Source organism: Pseudomonas acericola (SeqCode) (assembly GCF_053456465.1).
This window is the reverse complement of sequence record NZ_JBRFJB010000004.1, coordinates 567,290-592,178: the sequence shown is the minus strand read 5'-3', so window position 1 is coordinate 592,178 and position 24,889 is coordinate 567,290. Positions and strand designations below refer to the sequence as shown.

The window sequence follows — 24,889 nt, the reverse complement described above, 5'->3', positions numbered from 1 at the left end:
CCACCGCCATCGCAGGCAAGCCAGCTCCCACACTTTTGACCGAGTACTGACCATGCCTGCACTGACGACTTACACCACTGCCATCCACCCCGACTGGGTCGACTACAACGGCCACCTGCGCGACGCGTTCTACCTGTTGATCTTCAGCTACGCCACCGACGCCCTCATGGACACCCTTGGCCTCGACAGCGAAAACCGCGAAGCCAGCGGCCATTCGCTGTTCACCCTGGAGCTGCACCTGAACTACCTGCACGAAGTGAAACTCGGTGCCGAGGTCGAGGTGCATACCCAACTGATCGACCATGACGCCAAGCGCCTGCATCTCTATCACAGCCTGCATTTAGTCGGGGATGAAAAGGAGCTGGCCGGCAACGAACAGATGCTGCTGCACGTCGACCTCGCCGGGCCGCATGCGGCGCCGTTTACCGAGGCGTCATTGCAACGCCTCTCGGCGATCAGCCAAGAGCAGGCCGACCTGCCGCGCCCTGCCCTGCTCGGCCGGGTCATCGGCATAAAAAAAGCCCCGATCAAGCCGTGACAAGATCGAGGCAGAATGTGTTGTGTGAGCCGTACATCCCGAGGGTGACCAAACCTTCAAGCTGCTTGCTTGAGCTCAGTGTGCCTATTACTTCTGTCGGCAAATGGCCCGAAAACGACATGCCCATAGCCATCTGAGGCATTCGCGCAATCTGCCCTTGCCGACCGGTTGAGCGGCTACCAGAATCCAGGTCAAACCCCGCTCCCTTCACCAGGATAAAACGTCATGATGCATGCGGATTTGATTGATCAGGATGACCTGCTGGGCCAACTGCGCTCACTGGGTTTTGAGGTTTCCAGCGGCTCTACCGCCGAGCAGGCCTGCGAGTGTGCGGTACGCGGTTTGAGCGAAGCGCGGGCCAAGGCGCTGAAAGGAATGGTGGAGCAGATGTACACCGGCAGTGCGACGATTTTGCCGGCGGTGAGGCAGGCGATTGATAAGCAGTTGTTGCCGGCCCTGGTGCAATTCAAGCAGAACTCTGGGGCCTGACCTGTGGCGAGGGAGCTTGCTCCCGCTGGGCTGCGAAGCGGCCCCAAAATCCTGGGAGCGCTGCGCACTCTAGCGGGAGCAAGCTCCCTCGCCACAAAAGCCGGTCTAAAGCCGAACGCTGGCAAATGTCGATTCGTTCCTGGCCTGGCTCAACGCCGACAACGGCCCCGACAACGGTGACAACACCAGTGCCTGCGGAATCGGCATCATCGCCACCTGCTGGGTAGTGTTGGAGCCCACACGTTCATCCCGTGGCGGAATGCCGAAGTATTCGCGGTAGCACTTGGAGAAGTGCGGCGTGGAGACAAACCCGCACACCGACGCCACTTCGATGATCGACATTGGCGTTTGCTTGAGCAGCTGCCGCGCACGGATCAGGCGCAGCTTGAGGTAATAACGCGACGGCGAGCAGTGCAGGTACTTCTGGAACAGCCGCTCCAGCTGGCGCCGCGACACGGCGACGTACACCGCCAGTTCGTCGAGGTCGATCGGTTCTTCCAGGTTGGCTTCCATCAACGCGACGATTTCCTGCAGCTTCGGCTGGTTGGTGCCGAGCATGTGCTTGAGCGGCACGCGCTGGTGATCCTGTTCGTTGCGGATGCGTTCGTACACAAACATCTCGGAGATCGCGGCGGACAGTTCACGCCCGTGATCGCGGCTGATCAGGTGCAGCATCATGTCCAGCGGCGCGGTGCCGCCGGAGCTGGTGAAGCGGTTGCGGTCGAGGGTGAACAGGCGTGTGCTCATGGCCACGCGGGGGAAGGCTTCCTGCATCGACGCGAGGCATTCCCAGTGCACGCTGCAATCGAAACCGTCGAGCAGACCGGCGCACGCCAGCGCCCAACTGCCGGTGCACACGGCGCCCAAGCGGCGGGACTGGCGCGCCTGGCTTTGCAGCCACGACACGTGTTCACGGGTGACGGTGCGCTGGATGCCCACGCCGCCGCACACGATCACCGTGTCCAGGGCCGGGGCTTTGTGCATGGAGGCGTCGGGGGTGATTTGCAGACCGTCGCTGGCCCACACCTGGTTGCCATCGACACTCAGGGTTGTCCAGCGATACAGCTCGCGGCCGGACAGCTGGTTGGCCATGCGCAGGGGTTCGACTGCGGACGCCAGGGAAATCAGCGTGAAATTGTCCAGCAGCAAAAAGCCGATGGATTGAGGCGCACGGTTCTGGGGTTGAGCCCCGGAGTTGAACGACGTCATCACAGTATCTCCTCACACAAAGCGGGTGATGGCCTCAGGCGAGGCTCTTGTTATTGCGCTCTTCAACCGGCGAGGCGAGAGGCTTTGAATTGATAGAGCAATTGCCATGCCTAAAATTGAATGGCCGTCCAATAACTCCTAAAAGCGACGTTTTGACGCGTCTATATAAGCCCGTGTCGCAAGTGGGGGTATGAGCGGAAAAGGACGTAGGAACGGGCTTGCCCAAGGGGTGTGAGCAGATCGGTAGCACTTGTGGGAAGGCGCTTTGCGGGCGTGGGACGAGTCTGTCACCGCTGGCACGGGTGATGGATGGTTAGGCAGGAAATCGTTTGGGAGCTACTTATCTGTTTGCGACGCGCTAAAAGGTGGCGCTTTTGGTCTGGGCGTTCACTTTGTGAGCAGTGCACCTACCTTTGTGGCGAGGGAGCTTGCTCCCGCTGGGCTGCGTAGCGGCCCCAAGAATCTTGGGAGCGCTTCGCACTCCAGCGGGAGCAAGCTCCCTCGCCACAAAAGCCTGTCAATTCAACACTCGACAGCACTCACCGCCAACCCACCCCGCGATGTCTCCTTGTACTTGTCATGCATATCCGCCCCGGTATCGCGCATGGTGCGGATCACCCGGTCCAGCGAGATAAAGTGCTGGCCGTCACCACGCAGGGCCATCTGCGCGGCGTTGATCGCCTTCACCGCCGCAATCGCGTTGCGCTCGATGCACGGCACTTGCACCAGCCCGCCCACCGGGTCGCAGGTCAGGCCGAGGTTGTGCTCCAGGCCGATTTCGGCGGCGTTGCACAGTTGCTCCGGCGTGGCGCCGAGGATTTCCGCCAGCCCGGCAGCGGCCATGGCGCAGGCCGAGCCGACTTCGCCCTGGCAGCCCACTTCGGCGCCGGAGATCGAAGCGTTCTTCTTGCACAGGATGCCCACCGCTGCTGCGCCGAGCATGTAGTCCACGACGTTGGCTTCGGTGACTTCTTCGCTGAACTTCATGAAGTAGTGCAGCACCGCCGGGATGATCCCCGCCGCGCCGTTGGTGGGGGCGGTGACCATGCGCCCACCGGCGGCGTTTTCCTCGTTCACCGCGAGGGCGAACAGATTGACCCATTCCATCGCGCTCAAGGTCGAGCCGATCACGTTGGGCTTGCCCAGCTCCTGCAAGCTGCGGTGCAACTTCGCCGCGCGGCGGCGTACGTTGAGGCCGCCGGGCAGGATGCCTTCGTGCTTGAGGCCCTGCTCCACGCAATCTTGCATGGCGCGCCAGAGCTTCATCAGGCCGCTGCGGATTTCTTCTTCAGAACGCCAGACCTTTTCGTTCGCCAGCATCAGCTCGGCGACGCGCAGGTTGTGGGTCTTGCACAGCTGCAACAGCTCTGCCGCGCTGGAAAAATCGTAGGGCAGCTCGGTGCGGTCCATGTCGGCCACGCCGCTTTGTGCCTGGGCTTCATCCACCACAAAACCACCGCCCACGGAATAGTAGGTGTCGCGGTGCAACTCGCCGTTGTCGCCATGCACCACGAGGGTCATGGCATTGGGGTGGAACGGCAGGTTTTCGTCGAGCAGTTGCATGTCGCGCGCCCACACAAAAGGCACCGGCAGGCGCCCGTCCAGCAGCAAGGTGTCGGTTTCGCGCAGGGTCGCGATGCGGATGCCGATTTGCGAGGGGTCGATGGCGTCGGGCCATTCGCCCATCAGGCCCATGATGGTGGCGGTGTCGCTGCCATGGCCGATGCCGGTGGCCGACAGCGAGCCATACAGCTGCACTTCGACGCGCCGCACTTGCTCCAGCCACCCACGTTCGCGCAAGCCTTGCACAAACAACGCCGCGGCGCGCATGGGGCCGACGGTGTGAGAACTCGAAGGCCCGATGCCGATCTTGAACAGGTCGAAAACGCTGATAGCCATTGCCGTGGAACTCCTCGATAAGCACGGGCCAGGCATGAACGAGGTGCTACGCTCAGATCGCCCAGATGGCGGCATCATCAGCCTTTTGTTCGTCATCACGGCGTCTCACACCGACGTGACCATGCTCACCAGCGTCGCTGCCGTGCGATCCCTGGTTTTGGCCGTTTTTTGCGGTGCAGAGGGGTAAAAACAGCAGTTTTACCTCTGGAAAAATCTGTAAGCGACGTCACCGACACTGGATACGACCATCCCTGTACTGGATACGACGCCCCCTGTAGGCGTCAGATTTTCACTGGTACATGATCAGTCTCGACTCGTTTGCAAGGCACCGTGCCAGAGCTGTTGTCGCACGCACCAACCGCAACCCTTATAAAGCGCGGCGAAGGCCGCCAGAAAAAACACAGGAGTCTAGCCCTATGAAAGGTTCACCCCAGTTGTTGTTGGCCGCCATGTTGAGTCTGCCAGTCCTGGCGCACGCTGCAGAACCGGCACAATGTCAGACCGTCAACTTCTCCGATGTCGGCTGGACCGACATCACCGTCACCACCGCGACCACCAGCGAAGTCCTCAAGGGCCTGGGCTACAAGCCGCGCACCACGATGATTTCGGTACCGGTGACCTACAAGTCCCTGGCCGACGGCAAGAACATGGACATCTTCCTCGGCAACTGGATGCCGACCATGGAAAACGACATCAAGCAGTACCGTGATGCCGGCACCGTGGAAACCGTGCGCGCCAACCTGGAGAACGCCAAGTACACCCTGGCGGTCCCCGAGGCGCTGTACAACAAGGGCCTGAAAGACTTCGCCGATATCGCCAAATTCAAGGACGAGCTGGGCGGAAAAATCTACGGCATTGAGCCGGGCAACGACGGCAACCGCACCATCCAGACGCTGATCGACAAAGACGCCTTCGGCCTGAAAACCGCCGGTTTCAAAGTGGTCGAATCCAGCGAAGCCGGGATGCTCTCCCAGGTGGAACGCGCCTCCAAGCGTGACCAGGCCATCGTGTTCCTCGGCTGGGAACCGCACCCGATGAACACCCGCTTCAAGATGAAGTACCTGACCGGCGGTGACGACTCGTTCGGCCCCAACTACGGCCAGGCCACCATCTACACCAACACCCGCAAGGGCTACTCCGAGGAATGCAGCAACGTTGGCCAGCTGCTGAAAAACCTGGTGTTCACCCTGGACATGGAAAGCACCCTGATGGGCAAAGTCCTGGACGACAAACAAAAACCCGACGCAGCCGCCAAAGCGTGGCTCAAAGCTAACCCGCAAGTCCTCGACACCTGGCTCGCCGGTGTTACCACTGTGGATGGCAAACCTGGATTGGACGCCGTTAAAGCCTACCTCGCCAAGTAACACCGTTGTCCCCGGGGCGGTACGCTGCCCCGGGATGTTTTCCCTCTTCGCATGTGGACATTCACTACCATGCTGACTGAACAGAAAATCCCACTAGGCCAGTACATCGCTGCCTTCGTTGAATGGTTGACCCAACACGGCGCCAACTACTTCGACGCAATCGCATCGACCCTGGAAACGATGATCCACGGCGTGACGTTCGCGCTGACCTGGTTCAATCCGCTGGCATTGATCGGTCTGATTGCGCTGCTGGCTCACTTTATTCAACGCAAATGGGGCCTGACCGTTTTTGTCATCGCCTCCTTCCTGCTGATCCTGAACCTTGGGTACTGGCAGGAAACCATGGAGACCCTGGCGCAAGTGCTGTTCGCCACCCTGGTCTGCGTGGTCATCGGTGTGCCGCTGGGCATTGTTGCCGCGCACAAACCGTTGTTCTACACGATGATGCGGCCGGTGCTCGATCTGATGCAGACCGTACCGACCTTCGTCTACCTCATCCCTACCCTGACCCTCTTCGGGCTGGGTGTGGTGCCTGGCTTGATCTCGACGGTGGTGTTCGCGATTGCCGCGCCGATCCGCCTGACTTACCTGGGTATCCGCGACGTTCCCCAAGAGCTGCTCGACGCCGGCAAAGCCTTTGGCTGCTCGCGCCGTCAACTGCTCTCGCGCATTGAACTGCCCCACGCCATGCCGAGCATCGCTGCCGGCATTACCCAATGCATCATGCTGTCGTTGTCGATGGTGGTGATCGCGGCCCTGGTGGGCGCCGACGGCCTCGGCAAGCCAGTGGTCAACGCACTCAACACCGCTGACATCGCCCTGGGCTTTGAAGCCGGCCTGGCAATCGTCCTGCTGGCCATCATGCTCGACCGCATCTGCAAACAACCCGACGCCAAAGTAGGGGGTGATGCATGAGCATTATCCGATTCGACAATGTCGACGTGATCTTCTCCAAAGACCCACGCGAAGCGCTCAAGCTGCTGGACCAGGGCATGAGCCGTAACGAGATCCTGAAAAAGACCGGGCAGATTGTCGGCGTAGAAAAAGCCAGCCTGGACATCGAGAAAGGCGAGATCTGCGTGCTCATGGGCCTGTCGGGCTCGGGCAAATCCAGCTTGCTGCGCTGCATCAACGGCCTCAACACCGTAAGCCGTGGCCAGTTGTTCGTGGAGCATGAAGGGCGCCAGATCGACATCGCCTCCTGCACCCCGGCCGAGCTGAAAATGATGCGCACCAAACGCATCGCCATGGTGTTCCAGAAGTTCGCCCTGATGCCCTGGCTGACGGTGCGCGAAAACATCAGCTTCGGCCTGGAGATGCAAGGCCGCCCGGAGAAAGACCGGCGCAAGCTGGTGGATGAAAAACTCGAGCTGGTGGGCCTGACCCAATGGCGTAACAAGAAGCCGGATGAGCTGTCCGGCGGCATGCAGCAACGCGTCGGCCTGGCCCGCGCGTTGGCGATGGACGCCGATATCCTGCTGATGGACGAACCCTTCTCCGCCCTCGACCCGTTGATCCGCCAAGGCTTGCAGGACGAACTGCTGGAGCTGCAACGCAAGCTGAGCAAGACCATCGTGTTTGTGAGCCACGACCTCGACGAGGCGCTTAAGTTGGGCAGCCGCATCGCGATCATGAAAGACGGCAAGATCATCCAGTACAGCGTGCCGGAAGAGATCGTGCTGAACCCGGCGGACGACTATGTGCGAACCTTCGTCGCCCATACCAACCCGCTGAACGTGCTGTGCGGGCGCAGCCTGATGCGCACGCTGGACAACTGCAAGCGCGTCAATGGTTCAGTGTGTCTCGATCCGGGTGGCGATTCGTGGCTGGACCTGGCCGAAGGCAACACCATCAAGGGCGCTCGCCAGAATGGCGCAGTGATGAATTTGCAGAACTGGGCGCCGGGGCAAGCGGTGGAAGGTCTGGGGCGGTTGCCGACGCTGGTGGATTCGAATATCGGCATGCGCGATGCGTTGCAGATTCGCTATCACACCGGGAACAAGCTGGTGTTGCATAACAACAACCAGGTGGTGGGGATCTTGGGGGATAGTGAGCTGTACCATGCTCTGCTGGGCAAAAACCTGGGCTAAGCCAACCCCACAACCCCACTGAAGAAACGGGGTCAATGTGGGAGCTGGCTTGCCTGCGATAGCTATGTTGGATTCACCATTGCTATCGCAGGCAAGCCAGCTCCCACAGTTGGCCTCATTTCAATCTTGAGAAAGCGGCGCCAGTGACGGCACCGCTTGCTTCAACTATCAGCTATAGACCCGGCCAAGGAGCTGCCGATGGCTTTCAAACTGATCGAGCACGTCCCGGGTGATCTGTTCCTGGGCAAAGCCCATCAGGTCGTATTCCTGAGGCCCGTTGTGCAGGTACACCTCGGCACGGTAGTAGCGGGTGCGCTCTTCTTCAGGCAGGTCAGTGGAAGCCGACGAGTAAGCATCCAGGCTCACTTCGTAGACAAACGGGTTGCCCTCTTCCATCTCGATGCGCACACCGATGCAGCGCTTGGATTTGCCCAGCAGCGTCTGCACTTGCAGCCCCTGTTCACGCAAGGCCACGGCGGCTTCTTCCAGCGCCGGCGTTACGTGCTTGTCCATGAAACGCTGCACCGTGCCCTGGCTCGGTTGCAGGTCCAGCGCGGTCAGGCGCTCGCTGAAACCACGACGGCCACGCTCGGCCAATTGCGCCTGCTCTTGTTCGATGGCCACGTCCTGGCGCATCGCCTTGTGCAAACCGAACATAAAGAACACCAGCACCACCGAGAACGGCAGCCCCGCCAGCACCACCATGGTTTGCATGGCCTGGAAGTTGCCGGCAAAGAGCAAGCCGATGGTCACCAGGGTGATCACGGCCGACCAGAAGATCCGCAACCAGTGCGGCGCGTCTTCGTCCACATTGCCGCCTTTGCACGACAGGTTGGCCATCATCACCGCGCCGGAATCCGCCGGGGTCAGGAACAGCACAAAGCCGACAAAGATCGACACGCCGATGACGATTTTCGACGCCGGGTAATGCTCCAGCAGTTGGTAGATGGCCATCGAGGGCTGTTCCAGCGCCGTCTTGCCCAACTCCACCGCACCGTGGTTCAGCACCAAATCCAGCGCCGAGTTACCAAAGATCGACAGCCACGCCAGGGTGAAGCCCAGCGGGATCAGCAGTACGCCAGCCACCAGTTCACGCACCGAGCGACCACGAGAAATCCGCGCGATAAACATGCCGACGAATGGGGCCCAGGAAATCCACCACGCCCAGTAGAACAGGGTCCACAGGCCCATCCAGCCTTCGGTCTTCGCCGCGTCGCCTTCGTACACATAGAGGTCGAAGGTTTTCAGCACGATACCGTTGAGGTAGTCACCGGTGTTTTGCACCAGGCCGTTGAGCAGGTGCAGGGTCGGGCCGAACAGCAGCACAAAGATCAGCAGGCCGCTGAACAGCACGATGTTGAGGTTGGACAGGCGGCGAATGCCGTTCTCCACACCCGACACGGCGGCGATGGTCGCCACGGTGCTCATCACGATAATCACGATCAGCAGGTTGGTGTTGTTGTGCTCCATGCCGAACAGGTTTTCCAACCCGGACGACACTTGCATTGCGCCAATCCCCAGGTTGGTCACCAGGCCCAGCAGGGTCACGAACATGCCGAAACCGTCCACCGCGTGGCCGGCCGCGCCCTTCACCCAACGCTCGCCCACCAACGGGTACAGCGCCGAACGCAAGGCCAGCGGCTGGTTATGCCGGTAGGCGAAGTACGCCACGGCCAGGCCGACCAAGGCGTAGATCGCCCAGCCGTGCAGGCCCCAGTGCAGGAACGTCAATTGCAGCGCCTGGCGTGCAGCCGTGTTGCTGGCGGCCGCGCCTTCGGGCGGGTTGAAGTAGTGATCCAACGGCTCCGAGGCGCCGAAGTACAGCAGCGAGATGCCGATACCCGACGAGAACAACATGCCGGCCCAGGCGCCGTAGCTGAAGTCCGGGGTGTCGTCCTTGCTGCCCAGTTTCAATTTGCCGTAGGACGAAAACGCCAGCCCGACCACAAACACCAGGTAGGCGGCGATGACCACCATGTAGTACCAGCCAAAGCTTTTCGACAGCCACGCTTGCGCGACGCCGAGCATGCGCCCGGCCTCCTGCGGGGCGATGATCAGGATGGCCGTCAACAACAGAATCAACGCGGTGGAGGTGTAGAACACCCAACCGTTGACCCGCACCTTTTCTGGCGGGGTCTTTATAAGAGAGGCAGAACTCATGGCGCAGATGCTCCGGGCAGTGCGAAAGAGAAACACAAGGCAGCGGTTATCCCGGGACATCGCTTTATGGGCAGGCGACGGACGGGTGTTATAAAGACACCCCGAAAATCCTCGGCCCCCTACCGAACCGGTAGACAGGGCGTTTCAAGGGTTTTTGCAGGTGTCATTTGTCGCGGCTCCCAGGTAGGAAACTTCTGTAGGCAGCGACCATTTGTCGCAGATCTTATTCTTTGTTGATTGAACGTTCAATCAAAACAAAATAGACTGGCCATCAAGCCGACGGACGTTTATCGCCCCTCGGCAGGCCTAAGGAGAGGTGCTACATGCCCAAGGTCGGTATGCAACCCATACGCCGCCAGCAATTGATCGAAGCCACCTTGACGGCCATCGATCAGGTCGGGATGGGAGATGCCAGCATTGCGCTGATCGCCCGTTTGGCCGGCGTCTCGAACGGCATCATCAGTCACTACTTCAAGGACAAGAACGGCCTTATTGCAGCGACGATGCGCTACTTGATGAACGCGCTGATCGATAACGTCCACGAACGCCGACTGGCCCTGACGGACGACAGCCCACGGGCGCACCTTCAGGTGATCATCGAGGGCAACTTCGACGCCAGCCAGGTCAACGGCCCGGCAATGAAAACCTGGTTGGCCTTCTGGGCCACCAGCATGCACCACCCGTCATTGCACCGGTTGCAGCGGATCAACGATCAACGTCTGTATTCCAACCTGTGCTGCCAGTTCCGCCGAGTGCTGCCGTTGCCGCACGCACGCAAAGCAGCCCGCGGGCTGGCGGCCCTGATCGACGGTTTGTGGTTGCGCGGCGCCCTGTCGGGAGACGCTTTCGACACGGCGCAGGCGCAACGGATCGCTTACGAATACATGGATTTCCAATTGGCCAAGCAGGTGAGTTAGAGCACACATAAACCGCTCAACCCCTGAACGCTGCCGCACCGGCCTACGGTGCGGTGGTCAACGCCAACCACTTATGCACTTGCGAGGACTTTATGGCCCGTTTCGAACTGCAAAAACTCTACATTGACGGCGGCTACAGCGACGCTGGCAGCGATGCCACCTTCGAAGCCATCAACCCGGCTAACGGTGAAGTTCTCGCCCAAGTGCAACGCGCTACCAAGGAAGACGTTGAACGTGCCGTGGTCAGTGCCGAAAAAGGCCAGAAAATCTGGGCCGCCATGACCGCCATGGAGCGTTCGCGCATCCTGCGTCGTGCCGTCGACATCCTGCGCGAGCGCAACGATGAGCTGGCCGCCCTGGAAACCCTGGACACCGGCAAAGCCTTCTCCGAAACCAAGTACGTCGACATCGTCACCGGCGCCGACGTGCTGGAATACTACGCAGGCCTGGTGCCAGCGATCGAAGGCGAGCAGATCCCACTGCGCGACACCGCCTTCGTCTACACCCGCCGCGAGCCGCTGGGCGTGGTCGCCGGTATCGGCGCGTGGAACTACCCGATCCAGATCGCCCTGTGGAAATCCGCGCCAGCCCTGGCCGCCGGTAACGCGATGATCTTCAAGCCAAGCGAAGTCACCTCGCTGACCACCCTGAAACTGGCCGAAATCTACACCGAAGCCGGCGTTCCAGCGGGCGTGTTCAACGTATTGACCGGCAGCGGCCGTGAAGTCGGCACCTGGCTGACCGAGCACCCGCGCATCGAAAAAATCTCCTTCACCGGCGGCACCGACACCGGCAAGAAGGTCATGGCCAGCGCTTCCAGCTCTTCGCTGAAAGACGTGACCATGGAACTGGGCGGCAAGTCCCCGCTGATCATCTTCGACGACGCCGACCTCGACCGCGCCGCCGACACCGCGATGATGGCCAACTTCTACAGCTCCGGCCAGGTCTGCACCAACGGCACGCGCGTGTTCGTACCCAAGCACCTGCAAGCGGCGTTTGAAGCCAAGATCGTCGAGCGTGTTGCGCGCATTCGCGTCGGCAACCCGGAAGACGAAAACACCAACTTCGGCCCACTGGTCAGCTTCCAACACATGGAAAGCGTGCTGGGCTACATCGCCAAGGGCAAAGAGCAAGGCGCACGCCTGCTGTGCGGCGGCGATCGCCTGACCGACGGCGACTTCGCCAAAGGCGCCTTCGTGGCCCCGACCGTGTTCACCGACTGCACCGACGACATGGTCATCGTGCGTGAAGAAATCTTCGGCCCAGTGATGGCGATCCTGACCTACGAAACCGAAGAAGAAGTGATCCGCCGCGCCAACGACACCGACTTCGGCCTGGCCGCTGGCCTGGTGACCAAAGACCTGAACCGCGCGCACCGCGTGATTCATCAGCTGGAAGCGGGTATCTGCTGGATCAACGCCTGGGGCGAGTCCGACGCGAAGATGCCGGTGGGCGGCTACAAGCAGTCGGGTGTGGGCCGTGAGAACGGCATCAGCTCGCTGAACAACTTCACCCGCATCAAATCGGTACAGGTTGAGCTGGGCGATTACGTCTCGGTGTTCTAACACCTGAGCCTTGTATTGCCTGTGAGTGCCCTATCGCAGGCAAGCCAGCTCCCACAGTTGGAATGCATTCCCCTGTGGGAGCGGGCTTGCCCGCGATGAGGCCCGACCTGACCATCTCCAAAGAGGGTGCATTTATGTCCCAAGAATACGACTACATCATCGTGGGTGCCGGCTCCGCCGGTAACACCCTGGCGACCCGTCTCACCGAAGACGAAGGCGTCACCGTCCTGCTGCTGGAAGCCGGCGGCCCCGACTACCGTTTCGACTTCCGCACGCAAATGCCGGCGGCACTGGCGTTCCCGCTGCAAGGCCGCCGTTACAACTGGGCCTACGAAACCGATCCAGAGCCACACATGGACGGCCGCCGCATGGAATGTGGGCGCGGCAAGGGCCTGGGCGGTTCCTCGCTGATCAACGGCATGTGCTACATCCGTGGCAACGCCATGGACTACGACGGCTGGGCGAAACTGCCGGGGCTGGAAAACTGGACGTACCTCGACTGCCTGCCCTATTTCAGAAAAGCTGAAACTCGGGACATCGGCCCGAACGATTGGCACGGCGGCGATGGCCCGGTCAGCGTGACCACGCCAAAAGCCGGCAACAACCCGCTGTTCCACGCCATGGTTGAAGCCGGCGTACAGGCCGGTTACCCGCGCACCGTGGACTTGAACGGCTACCAGCAAGAAGGCTTCGGCCCGATGGACCGTACCGTCACGCCTAAAGGCCGTCGCGCCAGCACCGCGCGCGGTTACCTGGACACGGCCAAGAAGCGTTCGACACTGACCATCGTCACCCACGCCCTCAGCGACAAAGTGCTGTTTGAAGGCAAGCGTGCCGTTGGCGTGCGTTACCTGATCGGCGCGGCTGAAGAGCGCGTTGAAGCCCGTGCACGCAAAGAAGTGATCGTGTGCAGTGGCGCCATCGGTTCGCCGCAACTGCTGCAACGCTCCGGCGTCGGCCCGGCCGAACTGCTGAACAACCTCGACATCCCGGTGGTCCACGACCTGCCCGGCGTCGGCGAAAACCTGCAGGACCACCTTGAGTTGTACCTGCAATACGCCTGCACCCAACCGGTGTCGCTGTACCCGTCGCTGCTCTGGTACAACCAACCGGCCATCGGTGCCGAGTGGCTGTTCAACGGCACCGGTATCGGCGCCAGCAACCAGTTCGAAGCGGGCGGTTTCATCCGTACCCGTGAAGAATTCGAGTGGCCGAACATCCAGTACCACTTCCTGCCGGTAGCGATTAACTACAACGGCAGCAACGGTGTGAAAGAGCACGGTTTCCAGGCGCACATGGGTTCCATGCGTTCGCCAAGCCGTGGCCGCATCCAGCTCAAGTCGAAGAACCCGCGGGACTACCCGAGCATCCTCTTCAACTACATGGCCACCGAGCAAGACTGGCAGGAATTCCGCGACGGCATCCGCCTGACCCGGGAAATCATGCAACAGCCGGCACTGGACCAATACCGTGGCCGCGAAATCAGCCCGGGCATCGACGTGCAAACCGATGAGCAGCTCGACAAGTTCATCCGTGAACACGCCGAGACCGCGTTCCACCCGTCCTGCTCGTGCAAGATGGGCACCGACGACATGGCCGTCGTGGACAGCGAAGGCCGCGTGCATGGCATGCAAGGCCTGCGGGTTGTCGATGCGTCGATCATGCCGATCATCACCACCGGCAACCTGAACGCGCCGACGATCATGATCGCAGAGAAAATCGCCGACAAGATCCGTGGCCGCCAGCCGCTGCCGCGCAGCACTGCCGATTACTACGTGGCCGGCGATGCGCCGGTGCGTGGCAAGCCGATGCGTGAAGTGGGCCCTACGGCGCAGTAACTGCCGTACTTTGTGGCGAGGGAGCTTGCTCCCGCTGGAGTGCGAAGCGCTCCCAAGCTTTTGGGGCCGCTACGCAGCCCGGCGGGAGCAAGCTCCCTCGCCACAGGTGCTCACCTCCTCCTTGATCAGCTACTCTGTCCGCCTGCCCGCGACGAGCCGCCCACAAGGAAGGCCCCATGTTCGACTACCACGCCACACTCAAAAAACACTTCGCTGCCCTGCGCACCCGCGCCGAATTCTTCTCCCTGCGCTACGTGCGCGAATCCGGCCACTACCTGGCCGTGCGCAAGAACGTCGCCGAACCGCCGCACCTGAACCACGACGAGGGCGCCATGCTCACCGTGCGTCTCAACGGTGTGGTAGCCTACGCCGCGACCAACGATATTTCCCTCGCCGGCCTGCAAGCCGCCCTTGAGCGCGCCGAGCAACAAGCCCGGTTGATCCAGCCCCACGCCCTGCTCGACCTGCGCGACCAGCCGGTGTCCAGCGATGTGGCCGACTACCTGTCCCCCGACCTCGAGCAAGCCTTCCCGTCCTTGAGCGATTGCTACCAACTGCTGGGCGACGAGTCTGCCGCCGTGCCCGCGGACGAGCGCCTGGTGAACTGGGAAGTCAGCCTGGGCCTGACCCGCGTCGAACAGATCTACCTCAACAGCGCCGGCGCCGAACTGCGCCAGGCCCAGCGCTTTGTGTTCCCCGGCGTCAACGTCACTGCCTACGACGGCCATGACAGCCAGACCCGCACCCTCGGCGGCAGCAACTTCGGCCAGCAAGGCGGCGTTGGCGTGATCAGCCGCTTCGGCCTGGCCGGCGCAGCGCCGCGTATTGCCGACGAAGCCCTGCAACTGCTGCTGGCGCCGAACACCCCCAACGGCCCACGCGACCTGTTGCTGATGCCCGACCAGATGATCCTGCAGATCCACGAATCCATCGGCCATCCGCTGGAACTGGACCGCATCTTGGGCGATGAGCGCAATTACGCCGGCACCAGTTTTGTGCAGGCCAGCGACTTCGGCCAGCTGCAATACGGGTCAAAGCTGCTCAACGTGACCTTCGACCCAGAGATCCCCGAGCAGCTCGCCAGCTACGGCCATGACGACGACGGCAGCGCCGCCAGCAAACAATTCCTGATTCGCGAAGGGCTGTTGCTCAAGCCGTTGGGCGGCGCGTTGTCGCAATTCCGCTCGGGCATGAGTGGCGTCGCCAACAGCCGCGCCAGCAGCTGGAACCGCGCGCCCATCGACCGCATGGCCAACCTGAATATCGAAGCTGGCGACCAAAGTTTCGAACAGCTGGTGGGCGGTATCGAGAACGGCATCCTGATGTCCACCAACCGCTCGTGGTCCATTGATGACGCGCGCAATAAATTCCAGTTCGGCTGCGAGTGGGGCCAGTTGATCGAAAACGGCGAACTGAAAGGCGTGGTGAAAAACCCCAACTACCGAGCGATTTCCGCGCAGTTCTGGCGCAACCTCAGCGCGGTCGGCGATGCCAGCACCTTCAAGGTGTTGGGCACGCCGAACTGCGGTAAAGGCGAACCCAACCAAGTGATCCGCGTCGGCCATGCGTCGCCCGCGTGTGTGTTCAGCAACGTCGATGTATTTGGGGGAGATGCCTGATGGACAACTTCAAGGCACTGGTGGATTGGCTCAAGCAGGCCATCACCGACAACGAGCAATTTCACCTAGGTTACGCCGCCGAAGCGTCCGAGTTCGTGCGCTTCAACCACGCCAAGGTGCGCCAGGCCGGGCAAGTGCAGCAGGCCAGCGTGCACCTCAAGCTGATCAACGACGGACGCCATGCCGACCTCGGCATCACCCTGGCCGGTGAACCGACGCTGGATCGCCAGCGCCTCGCCGATGGCCTGCAACAGTTGCGCGAGACCTTGCCACTGTTGCCACAAGACCCGTACCTGTTGCTCAACCACAACGCCTGGCAAAGCAGCAACGAACAGGCCCAGCCGTTGCCGGAGCTGGCCCAGGTGTTGGAAGACATCAGCCGCGCCGCCGACGGTGTGGACTTGGTCGGCTTCTACGCCGCAGGTCCCATCAGCCGTGGCTTCGCCAGTTCATCGGGGGCGTTCGGCTGGCACCAGGCCAATAGTTTCAACTTCGATTTCAGCCTGTTCCACGCCAACGGCGAAGCGGTCAAAGCCAGCTACGCCGGGCACACCTGGGACAGCGGCGAATTTGCCGCACGCTTCCAGCAAGCCCGTGAGCAACTCGAATTTCTCGGCCGCCCCCTGCACAAACTGGCGCCGGGACAGTACCGCGCCTACCTCGCCCCAGCGGCGATGGAAGAAATCATCGACCTCATCACCTGGGGCGGTTTTTCCGCCCAGGCCATCGCCAGCAAAAGCAGTTCGCTGCAAAAGTTGTATGCCGGCGAACAGTCCCTGAGCCCGCTGGTGACGGTGAGCGAGCACGTCAGCGATTCCCTGAGCGAGGCGTTTTCCAGCGAAGGCTACCCGCGCGGCGACGTGACGCTGATCAACGCCGGCAAAGCCGCCGGCGAATTGATCAACTCCCGCAGCGCCGCCGAGTACGGCCTGAGCACCAACGGCGCGAGCAGTGACGAAGCACCCAGCGCGTTGCAAATGGCGGCGGGCAGCCTGGCCCAGGCCGACATCCTCAAGCAGTTGGGCACCGGCTTGTACATCAGCAACCTGTGGTACCTGAACTACTCCGACCTGCCGGCCGCACGCCTCACCGGCATGACGCGCTTTGCCACGTTCTGGGTGGAAGACGGCGAGATCAAGGCGCCGGTGAGCACCATGCGCTTTGATGACAGTGTGTACAGCTTGCTGGGTTCGCAGTTGGAAGCGCTGACGGTGGAGCGGGAGTTGTTGTTGTCGGCGAGTACTTATAGCCAGCGCAATACCTCCTCCAACTTGCTGCCAGGCGCCGTGGTAAACCGCCTGACCTTGACCCTCTAAACACAGTAAATCCCCTGTGGGAGCGGGATTGCCCGCGATAGCGGTGTATCAGTCAACTCATCCGGCGACTGATACACCGCTATCGCAGGCAAGCCAGCTCCCACACTGTTTTGCGGTGTTTTCAGGCCGCTTTATTCCCATATTCCTACCGTGAAATCCCTTCTCGTACTTGTTCCCCCGTGCTCTGTTGTCCCCCGCAAAAAACCTCGCTATAACGGTTAGTGGCATACCGCCACCCCACAGGAAGTGAGCGTTGACATGGACCACGGAAGTTTCGTCATCAACAAGCTGTTCAAACACTACAACGTTCACGTCGAGCAACTAGGCAACGACCCGCAAAAAAACACCGTGCTGATGGTCAATGGCGCGCTGTCCACCACCCGCTCGTTCGCCCGCACCAGCAAGTGCCTGGCCGAGCATTTCAATGTATTGCTCTTCGACCTGCCCTTCTCCGGCTATTCCCGCGAACACAACGCCGACCTCGACCTGGTGACCAAGGACGACGAAGTGCAGATGCTGCGTGCCCTGGTGGAACGCTTCGGGGTCAACCACCTGGTGTCGGCCTCGTGGGGCGGCATCTCCACGCTGCTGACCCTGGCCCACAACCCGCCGTCGATCCAAAGCTCGGTGGTGATGGCCCTGGCGCCCAACCTCAACCAGGCCATGCTCGATTACGTGGAGCGCGTGCGGGTGCTGATCGAGGCGGATGACAAATCCGCCGTCGGCGATTTGCTCAACGAGACGGTGGGCAAATACCTGTCGCCCCGCCTCAAGCGCAACAATCATCGGCACTTGTCGACCATGGCCACCACCGAATACCGCCAGGCGCGCTTTCATATCCATCAGGTGCTGGCCCTGGGCGATGGCAATTACCTGCCGGCGCTCAAGCAGATTGAAACACCGGTGCACTTCATCAACGGCACGCTGGACGAATACACGCCGGCCGCCGAAGCGCAGTTGTTCAAGGCGTACGTGGGGCGCAGCAGCTTTGCCGTGGCCGAGCATACCGGCCACTTGCTCGACCTCGAATCCAGCGAAGCCGCCACGGCGGTGCACCGCGAACTGCTGGATTTCCTGGTGGGAAAAGGCGCGACGGATGGCGCATAATCGCCGACACATAGCCTGCTAACAAAAAGGGTTTTCTATGCCGAATCGCGTCCCGCTCGATGCCAAGACCGCCCGCTGGCTCCCCTGGGTGGTGGCGATTGCCTTCTTCATGCAGTCGCTGGACGGGACGATCCTGAACACCGCGTTACCGGCCATGGCTCGCGATCTCGCGGAAAACCCGCTGCGCATGCAAGGCGTGGTGATTGCCTACATGCTCACCGTGGCCTTGCTGATTCCGGCGTCGGGCTGGATCGCCGACCGCTTCGGCACGAAGAAAATCTTCTTTGGCGCGATCATGCTGTTCAGCATCGGTTCGCTGCTGTGCGCCTTGTCCAGCAGCTTGAGCATGCTGATCGGCGCGCGGGTGATCCAGGGCCTGGGCGGTGCGCTGATGCTGCCGGTCGGGCGGCTGGTGGTGCTGCGCGCTTACCCGCGTTCCGAGCTGGTGCGGATCATGGGCTTCATCACCATCCCCGGCCTGCTCGGCCCCTTGCTCGGCCCGACCATGGGCGGCTGGATGGTGCAGTACCTGACGTGGCATTGGATCTTTTTGATCAACCTGCCGGTGGGCATGATCGGCTGCTACGCCGTGTGGAAGTTTATCCCCGACCTGCGCGGCAGCGAGCGCACGCGCTTTGATAGCGTGGGTTTCCTGCTGTTTGGCGCGGCGATGGTGCTGATCACCATCGCCATGGAAGGCCTGGGCGAACTGCACCTGCCGCACCTGCGGGTGATGTTGCTGCTGTTCGGCGGGCTGGCGTGCCTCGCGGCCTACTGGCTGCGCGCCGGGCATATCGATAACCCGCTGTTTTCGCCGGTGCTGTTCAAGACCCGCACCTTTGCCGTGGGCATCCTCGGCAACCTGTTTGCGCGCCTGGGCAGCGGCGCGTTGCCATTCCTGGTGCCGTTGCTGTTGCAGGTGGCGCTGGGTTATTCACCGTCGGAAGCGGGGATGAGCATGCTGCCGCTGGCGGCGGCGGCGATGTTTGCCAAGTCCATCGCGCGGCCGTTGATCGAGCGTTTGGGCTATCGCATCGTGCTGACCGGCAACACCCTGGCGCTGGGCATCATGCTGGCGAGCATGGGCCTGGTCAGCGAGCACACGCCGTACCCGCTGCTCTTGGCGATGCTGGCGGTGCTGGGGGCGATCAACTCGCTGCAATTCACCGCGATGAACACCGTGACCCTGATCGACCTCGACGACGCCCAGGCCAGCAGCGGCAACAGCCTGCTGTCGGTGGTGGCGCAATTGTCCCTCAGCCTCGGCGTGGCCTGCGCCGGTGCGTTGCTCGGCGGGTTTACCGCAGAAACGGGCAACGACGGCGTGGAAAGCGTACTTGGCGCCTTCCAATTGACCTTCCTCACCGTGGGCATCATGGCGATGCTGGCGGCGGCGATCTTCCTGCAATTGTCGCCAAAAGACGGCAAACGCGTGGCCAGCCCGGAGCAGCACATCGAGCATTGAGGCAGCGGCAAGCTTCAGGTTGTAAGCTTCAAGCTTGGAGCTTGCAGCTCATAACTTGCCGCAGCCCCCACCCCCTTGTCTGGAACATGCGAAAAAACCTACGGGGGGCTGCTACACTGCGCGACATTTTGTTTTTGCAGAGCCAGCCCCGTGACCACCATCGCCACCGCTTTTAATACTTTGCCGCTGTCCGCCGCCATGTTGGCTAACCTCGACTCGCTGGGTTATGTCGAGATGACGCAGATCCAGGCGCAAAGCTTGCCGGTGATCCTCAAGGGGCTGGACCTGATCGCCCAGGCCAAGACCGGCAGCGGCAAGACCGCCGCCTTCGGCATCGGCCTGTTGAACCCGATCAACCCACGCTACTTCGGCTGCCAGGCCCTGGTGATGTGCCCGACCCGTGAGCTGGCCGACCAGGTCGCCAAGGAAATCCGCCGCCTGGCCCGTGCCGAAGACAACATCAAGGTCCTGACCCTGTGCGGCGGCGTGTCCCTCGGCCCGCAGATCGCTTCGCTGGAACACGGCGCCCACGTCATCGTCGGCACCCCGGGCCGCATCCAGCAGCATTTGCGCAAAGGCTCGCTGGTACTGGACGGCTTGAACACGCTGATCCTCGACGAAGCCGACCGCATGCTCGACATGGGCTTCTACGACGCCATCGAAGACATCATCAGCAAGACCCCGCCGCGCCGCCAGACCCTGCTGTTCTCGGCCACCTACCCGGTGAGCATCAAGCAGCTGGCCTCCAAGTTCATGCGCGCACCGCAGCAAGTGAAGGCCGAAGCGTTCCACTCCGACGACCAGATCGAGCAGCGTTTCTACGAGATCTCGCCGGAAGAGCGCATGGACGCCGTGACCAAAGTCCTGGCGCACTTCCGCCCGGCGTCGTGCGTGGCGTTCTGCTTTACCAAGCAGCAAGTGCAGGAAACCGTGGATCACCTGACGGCCAAGGGCATTTCCGCCGTCGGCCTGCACGGCGACCTGGAACAGCGCGACCGTGACCAGGTCCTGGCGATGTTCGCCAACCGCAGCACCTCGGTGCTGGTTGCCACTGACGTTGCAGCACGCGGCCTGGACATTGACGCGCTGGACATGGTGATCAACGTCGAACTGGCCCGTGACTCGGAAATCCACATCCACCGCGTCGGCCGTACTGGCCGTGCTGGTGAGACCGGCATCGCCATCAGCCTGGTTGCCCCGTCCGAAGCGCACCGTGCCCAGGCCATCGAGCAACTGCAGAAGTCGCCGCTGAACTGGGACCAACTGGACAACCTCAAGCCGCAAAGCGGTGGCCCGTTGCTGCCGGTGATGAGCACCCTGTGCATTGCTGCCGGGCGTAAAGACAAGGTTCGTCCGGGTGACATCCTCGGTGCATTGACCGGTGAAGCCGGGATTCCGGGGGCGCAGGTGGGCAAGATTGCGATCTTTGATTTCCAGGCGTTTGTGGCCGTGGAGCGTGGGATCGCCAAGCAGGCGTTGCAGCGTTTGAATGACGGCAAGATTAAAGGCCGTTCGTTGCGCGTTCGCATCCTGTAAAGCGCTCAAGCTCTACAGAGATCAAAATGTGGGAGCGGGCTTGCTCGCGAATGCGGTGGACCAGTCAACTTATCCAGTGGCTGACACACCGCATTCGCGAGCAAGCCCGCTCCCACATTTGACTGTATTTCAAATCAGCATTTGTATGAGGACACCGTTTTGCGCTCGACCGAAGTTGTGATCATTGGCGCCGGCGCCGCAGGCTTGATGTGCGCACTGACCGCCGCCGGGCGTGGGCGCAAGGTGATGTTGATCGACCACGCGAACAAGGCCGGCAAAAAGATCCTGATGTCCGGCGGTGGCCGCTGCAATTTCACCAACATGTACACGGAGCCTGCCAACTTCCTCTCGCACAACGCGCACTTCTGCAAATCCGCCCTGGCGCGTTATACCCAGTGGGATTTCATCGGGCTGGTGGCCAAGCACGGCGTGCCGTACCACGAGAAGAAACTCGGCCAGTTGTTCTGCGATAACAAATCCAGCGACATCCTCGGCATGCTGCTGGACGAGTGCATTCAGGTCGGCGTGAGCATGCACCTGGACACCTCGATTGAGGAGATCGCCAAAGTCGATGGCGGCTACCAGTTGCAGACCACCTTGGGTGAACTGCGCTGCGAATCCCTGGTAATCGCCACCGGCGGCCTGTCGATTCCGACACTGGGCGCCACCGGTTTTGGTTACCAAGTGGCCAAGCAGTTCGGCCACGAACTGCTGCCAACCCGCGCAGGTCTTGTGCCGTTCACCATCACCGATCAACTCAAGGATTTGTGTGGCGAGTTGAGCGGCACTTCGGTGGATTGCCTGGTGAGCTGCAACGACCAGAGCTTTCGCGAGAACATCCTGTTTACCCACCGGGGTTTGAGCGGGCCGGCGATCCTGCAGATTTCTTCGTACTGGGAGTCCGGCGACACGGTGGAGATCAACCTGCTGCCCGACCACGACGCCCACGAGTGGCTGCAACAGCAACAGGCCGAGCGCCCGAACAGCGAGCTGAAAACCCTGCTGGGGGAGATCTTCACCAAGAAGATGGCCAACTTGCTGGCGGAAACCTGGTTTGAGTCCAAGCCGATGAAGCAGTACACCCATGCGGAGATTGCCGACATCGCGCAGAAGCTTGGCAGCTGGCAGCTGGTGCCAGCGGGCACCGAAGGTTATCGCACGGCTGAAGTGACGCTGGGCGGGGTGGATACGCGGGAAGTGTCGTCCAAGACCATGGAATCGCTGAAAAGCCCTGGCTTGTACTTTATTGGCGAAGTGTTGGATGTGACCGGCCACCTGGGCGGCTTCAACTTCCAGTGGGCCTGGGCCTCAGGCTACGCCGCCGCGCAATACGCCTGACCAAAGACTGTACTCGGTCAAATTGTGGGAGCTGGCTTGCCTGCGATAGCGGTGGTGAATTCGCCGCCGCTATCGCAGGCAAGCCAGCTCCCACATTGTTTTGTGGTGTTGCTGGAATAATTTGCCAGCAGATGTGATCGCGACCCTTGCCGTGGCGTCACTGATGCGCCAACTTAACGGCATCGTCCCGGAAGACTCCAGCCTTCATGTCATCGACCTCGTTCAAGCAGTCCCTGCGCCGTCTCTGGGCGCTGGATAAATTCAGCTACAGCATCCGGGTATTCATCGCCCTCACCGGCAGCATGGCGCTGTGCTGGTATCAGGATGAAATGACGCTGCTGATCCCGCTGTTCCTGGGGATTATCGCCAGCGCCCTGGCCGAGACCGATGACAGTTGGCAAGGCCGTCTCAATGCCCTGGCCGTGACGCTGGTGTGTTTCAGCATTGCCGCGCTGTCGGTGGAGCTGCTGTTTCCCTACCCGTGGATTTTCGCGATTTCCCTGGCCCTGGCCACCTTCTGCCTGACCATGCTCGGCGCCCTCGGCGAGCGCTATGGCGCGATTGCCTCGGCGACGTTGATCCTCTCGGTGTACACCATGATCGGCGTGGACCAGCGCGGTGGCGCGGTCTCGGATTTCTGGCATGAGCCGCTGCTGCTGGTGGCCGGCGCCGCGTGGTATGGCGCGCTGTCGGTGCTGTGGCAGGCGCTGTTTTCCAACCAGCCGGTACAGCAGAGCCTGGCGCGGTTGTTTCGCGAACTGGGGCGTTACCTCAAGCTCAAATCGTCGCTGTTCGAACCGATCCGCCAGCTGGATGTGGAAGCGCGCCGCCTGGAACTGGCCCAGCAAAATGGGCGGGTTGTGGCGGCACTGAATGCCGCGAAGGAAATCATCCTGCACCGCGTCGGCAATGGTCGACCGGGTTCGAAGGTCAGCCGCTACCTCAAGCTGTACTTCCTCGCCCAGGACATCCACGAGCGCGCCAGCTCGTCGCACTACCCTTACAACGCCCTGGCCGAAGCCTTTTTCCACAGCGACGTGCTGTTCCGCTGCCAGCGCCTGCTGCGCCAGCAGGGCAAGGCTTGCCAGACCCTGGCCGAGTCGATCCAGCTGCGCCAGCCGTTCATCTATGACGACAGCTTCGCCGAAGCCTTGGGCGACCTGAACGCGTCCCTGGAACACTTGCGCATCCAGAGCAACCCGGCGTGGCGCGGGCTCCTGCGGTCGCTGCGCGCGTTGGCGGCCAACCTGTCCACGCTGGACCGCCTGCTGGGCGATGCAAGCAACCCCGACCGCCTGGCGGAGGCCTCCGACAGCAACCTGCTGGACCGCGCCCCGCGCAACCTCAAGGAAATGTGGACGCGCCTGCGCACGCAGATGACGCCGACGTCGCTGCTGTTCCGGCATGCGCTGCGCCTGTCCCTGGCGTTGACCGTCGGCTACGGCATGCTGCATGCGATCCACGCGTCCCAGGGCTACTGGATCATCCTCACCACGTTGTTTGTGTGCCAGCCGAACTACGGCGCCACGCGGCGCAAGCTCGGCCAGCGGATCATCGGCACCGCCATCGGCCTCACCGTGGCCTGGGCGCTGTTCGATCTGTTCCCGAGCCCCTTGGTGCAGTCGATGTTCGCCATCGCCGCCGGCCTGGTGTTCTTTATCAACCGCACCACCCGCTACACCCTGGCCACGGCGGCGATCACCCTGATGGTGCTGTTCTGCTTCAACCAGGTCGGCGATGGCTACGGGCTGTTCCTGCCGCGCCTGTTCGATACCTTGCTCGGCAGCCTGATCGCCGGCCTGGCGGTGTTCCTGTTCCTGCCGGACTGGCAAGGCCGGCGCCTGAACAAAGTGCTGGCCAACACCCTGACCTGCAACAGCATCTACCTGCGCCAGATCATGCAGCAATACGCCGCCGGCAAAAGCGACGACCTCGCTTACCGCCTGGCACGGCGCAACGCGCACAACGCCGATGCGGCGCTGTCCACGACCCTGGCAAACATGCTGATGGAACCGGGGCACTTCCGTAAGGAAGCCGATGTGGGCTTCCGCTTCCTGGTGTTGTCGCACACGTTGCTCAGCTACCTGTCGGGGCTCGGCGCCCACCGCGAAACCCAGTTGCCGGCCGAGGTGCGTGAGCATTTGATCGATGGCGCGGGGAATACGTTGGCGGCGAGCATCGATGAAATCGCTACCGGGCTGGCGAACAAGCAGCCGATTGCGATTCAGAGTGATGCCGAGGAAGCGTTGGCGGCGGATCTTGAGCAGATGCCGGATGAGATCGACGAGGGGCAAAGGTTGGTGCAGACGCAGTTGGCGTTGATTTGTCGGCAGTTGGGGCCGTTGCGGACCTTGGCGGCGCATCTGATCAAAGAGACTGGCGAGGCTTAAATCGCTTTCGCGAGCAAGCCCGCTCCCACATTCGACCGCATTCCAAATG

The 24,889-nt window shown here is 61.7% G+C and carries 18 protein-coding genes; 15 read left to right on the top strand and 3 right to left on the bottom strand.

The genetic code is table 11. The annotated features are described in order from the left end of the window. Positions 1-52: 52 nt before the first annotated feature. Together ACU688_RS18970 and ACU688_RS18965 are read left to right on the top strand one after the other, a co-directional pair. Complete coding sequence (locus tag ACU688_RS18970; protein ID WP_448185925.1) at positions 53-538, top strand: thioesterase family protein; 486 nt, start codon at positions 53-55, stop codon at positions 536-538. Between the two features lie 225 nt (positions 539-763). Continuing rightward, positions 764-1,027, top strand: coding sequence for a hypothetical protein (locus tag ACU688_RS18965; protein WP_017735989.1), 264 nt, complete (start codon positions 764-766; stop codon positions 1,025-1,027). 105 nt (positions 1,028-1,132) lie between these two features. On the opposite strand, the gene gbdR is transcribed toward ACU688_RS18965, so the two are convergent. Both gbdR and ACU688_RS18955 read right to left on the bottom strand, forming a co-directional pair. Continuing rightward, the gene (gene gbdR, locus ACU688_RS18960; RefSeq protein ID WP_003216915.1) at positions 1,133-2,236 is read right to left on the bottom strand and encodes a choline metabolism transcriptional regulator GbdR; all 1,104 of its coding nucleotides are present in this window, start codon (positions 2,234-2,236) and stop codon (positions 1,133-1,135) included. A 522-nt stretch (positions 2,237-2,758) separates the two neighbouring features. Further along, complete coding sequence (locus tag ACU688_RS18955) at positions 2,759-4,135, bottom strand: L-serine ammonia-lyase (RefSeq protein WP_448185924.1); 1,377 nt, start codon at positions 4,133-4,135, stop codon at positions 2,759-2,761. 416 nt (positions 4,136-4,551) lie between these two features. On the opposite strand from ACU688_RS18955, the gene ACU688_RS18950 reads away from it, so the two are divergent. The 3 genes from ACU688_RS18950 to choV all read left to right on the top strand — a co-directional run bounded on the left by ACU688_RS18950 (position 4,552) and on the right by choV (position 7,589). After that, complete coding sequence (locus tag ACU688_RS18950; RefSeq protein ID WP_017735986.1) at positions 4,552-5,499, top strand: choline ABC transporter substrate-binding protein; 948 nt, start codon at positions 4,552-4,554, stop codon at positions 5,497-5,499. A gap of 69 nt (positions 5,500-5,568) precedes the next feature. Beyond that, positions 5,569-6,414, top strand: a complete 846-nt coding sequence (choW, locus tag ACU688_RS18945) for a choline ABC transporter permease subunit (RefSeq protein ID WP_017735985.1) — start codon at positions 5,569-5,571, stop codon at positions 6,412-6,414. Then, positions 6,411-7,589, top strand: coding sequence for a choline ABC transporter ATP-binding protein (choV, locus tag ACU688_RS18940; protein WP_017735984.1), 1,179 nt, complete (start codon positions 6,411-6,413; stop codon positions 7,587-7,589). The genes choW and choV overlap by 4 nt, the downstream gene beginning before the upstream one ends. A gap of 168 nt (positions 7,590-7,757) precedes the next feature. On the opposite strand, the gene ACU688_RS18935 is transcribed toward choV, so the two are convergent. Continuing rightward, on the bottom strand, positions 7,758-9,692 hold the full coding sequence (locus ACU688_RS18935; RefSeq protein WP_448186034.1) for a BCCT family transporter: 1,935 nt from the start codon (positions 9,690-9,692) through the stop codon (positions 7,758-7,760). Positions 9,693-10,072: 380 nt separating this feature from the next. On the opposite strand from ACU688_RS18935, the gene betI reads away from it, so the two are divergent. The 10 genes from betI to yccS all read left to right on the top strand — a co-directional run bounded on the left by betI (position 10,073) and on the right by yccS (position 24,840). After that, entirely contained in the window at positions 10,073-10,666 is a 594-nt protein-coding gene (gene betI / locus ACU688_RS18930) for a transcriptional regulator BetI (RefSeq protein WP_015886274.1), read from the top strand. 92 nt (positions 10,667-10,758) lie between these two features. After that, positions 10,759-12,231 carry a betaine-aldehyde dehydrogenase gene (gene betB, locus ACU688_RS18925; protein ID WP_124527218.1) on the top strand — a complete coding sequence of 491 codons (1,473 nt, stop codon included), beginning with the start codon at positions 10,759-10,761 and terminating at the stop codon, positions 12,229-12,231. A 134-nt stretch (positions 12,232-12,365) separates the two neighbouring features. Continuing rightward, positions 12,366-14,069: a choline dehydrogenase gene (gene betA, locus ACU688_RS18920; RefSeq protein WP_448185923.1), complete on the top strand. Its 1,704-nt coding sequence runs from the start codon at positions 12,366-12,368 to the stop codon at positions 14,067-14,069. 176 nt (positions 14,070-14,245) lie between these two features. Next, entirely contained in the window at positions 14,246-15,688 is a 1,443-nt protein-coding gene (locus ACU688_RS18915) for a TldD/PmbA family protein (RefSeq protein WP_448185922.1), read from the top strand. After that, complete coding sequence (locus tag ACU688_RS18910) at positions 15,688-17,004, top strand: TldD/PmbA family protein (RefSeq protein WP_448185921.1); 1,317 nt, start codon at positions 15,688-15,690, stop codon at positions 17,002-17,004. Before ACU688_RS18915 ends, ACU688_RS18910 begins: the two co-directional genes overlap by 1 nt. Positions 17,005-17,262: 258 nt before the next feature. Next, on the top strand, positions 17,263-18,111 hold the full coding sequence (locus ACU688_RS18905) for an alpha/beta fold hydrolase (protein ID WP_448185920.1): 849 nt from the start codon (positions 17,263-17,265) through the stop codon (positions 18,109-18,111). Between the two features lie 37 nt (positions 18,112-18,148). Beyond that, complete coding sequence (mdtD, locus tag ACU688_RS18900) at positions 18,149-19,576, top strand: multidrug transporter subunit MdtD (RefSeq protein WP_448185919.1); 1,428 nt, start codon at positions 18,149-18,151, stop codon at positions 19,574-19,576. Positions 19,577-19,774: 198 nt separating this feature from the next. Next, the gene (gene dbpA / locus ACU688_RS18895) at positions 19,775-21,112 is read left to right on the top strand and encodes an ATP-dependent RNA helicase DbpA (protein ID WP_235865629.1); all 1,338 of its coding nucleotides are present in this window, start codon (positions 19,775-19,777) and stop codon (positions 21,110-21,112) included. Between the two features lie 159 nt (positions 21,113-21,271). After that, entirely contained in the window at positions 21,272-22,450 is a 1,179-nt protein-coding gene (locus ACU688_RS18890; protein WP_448185918.1) for a BaiN/RdsA family NAD(P)/FAD-dependent oxidoreductase, read from the top strand. Positions 22,451-22,656: 206 nt separating this feature from the next. Continuing rightward, a complete protein-coding gene (gene yccS, locus ACU688_RS18885; protein WP_448185917.1) occupies positions 22,657-24,840 on the top strand; it encodes a YccS family putative transporter in 2,184 nt (727 codons plus the stop codon). Positions 24,841-24,889: the final 49 nt, after the last annotated feature.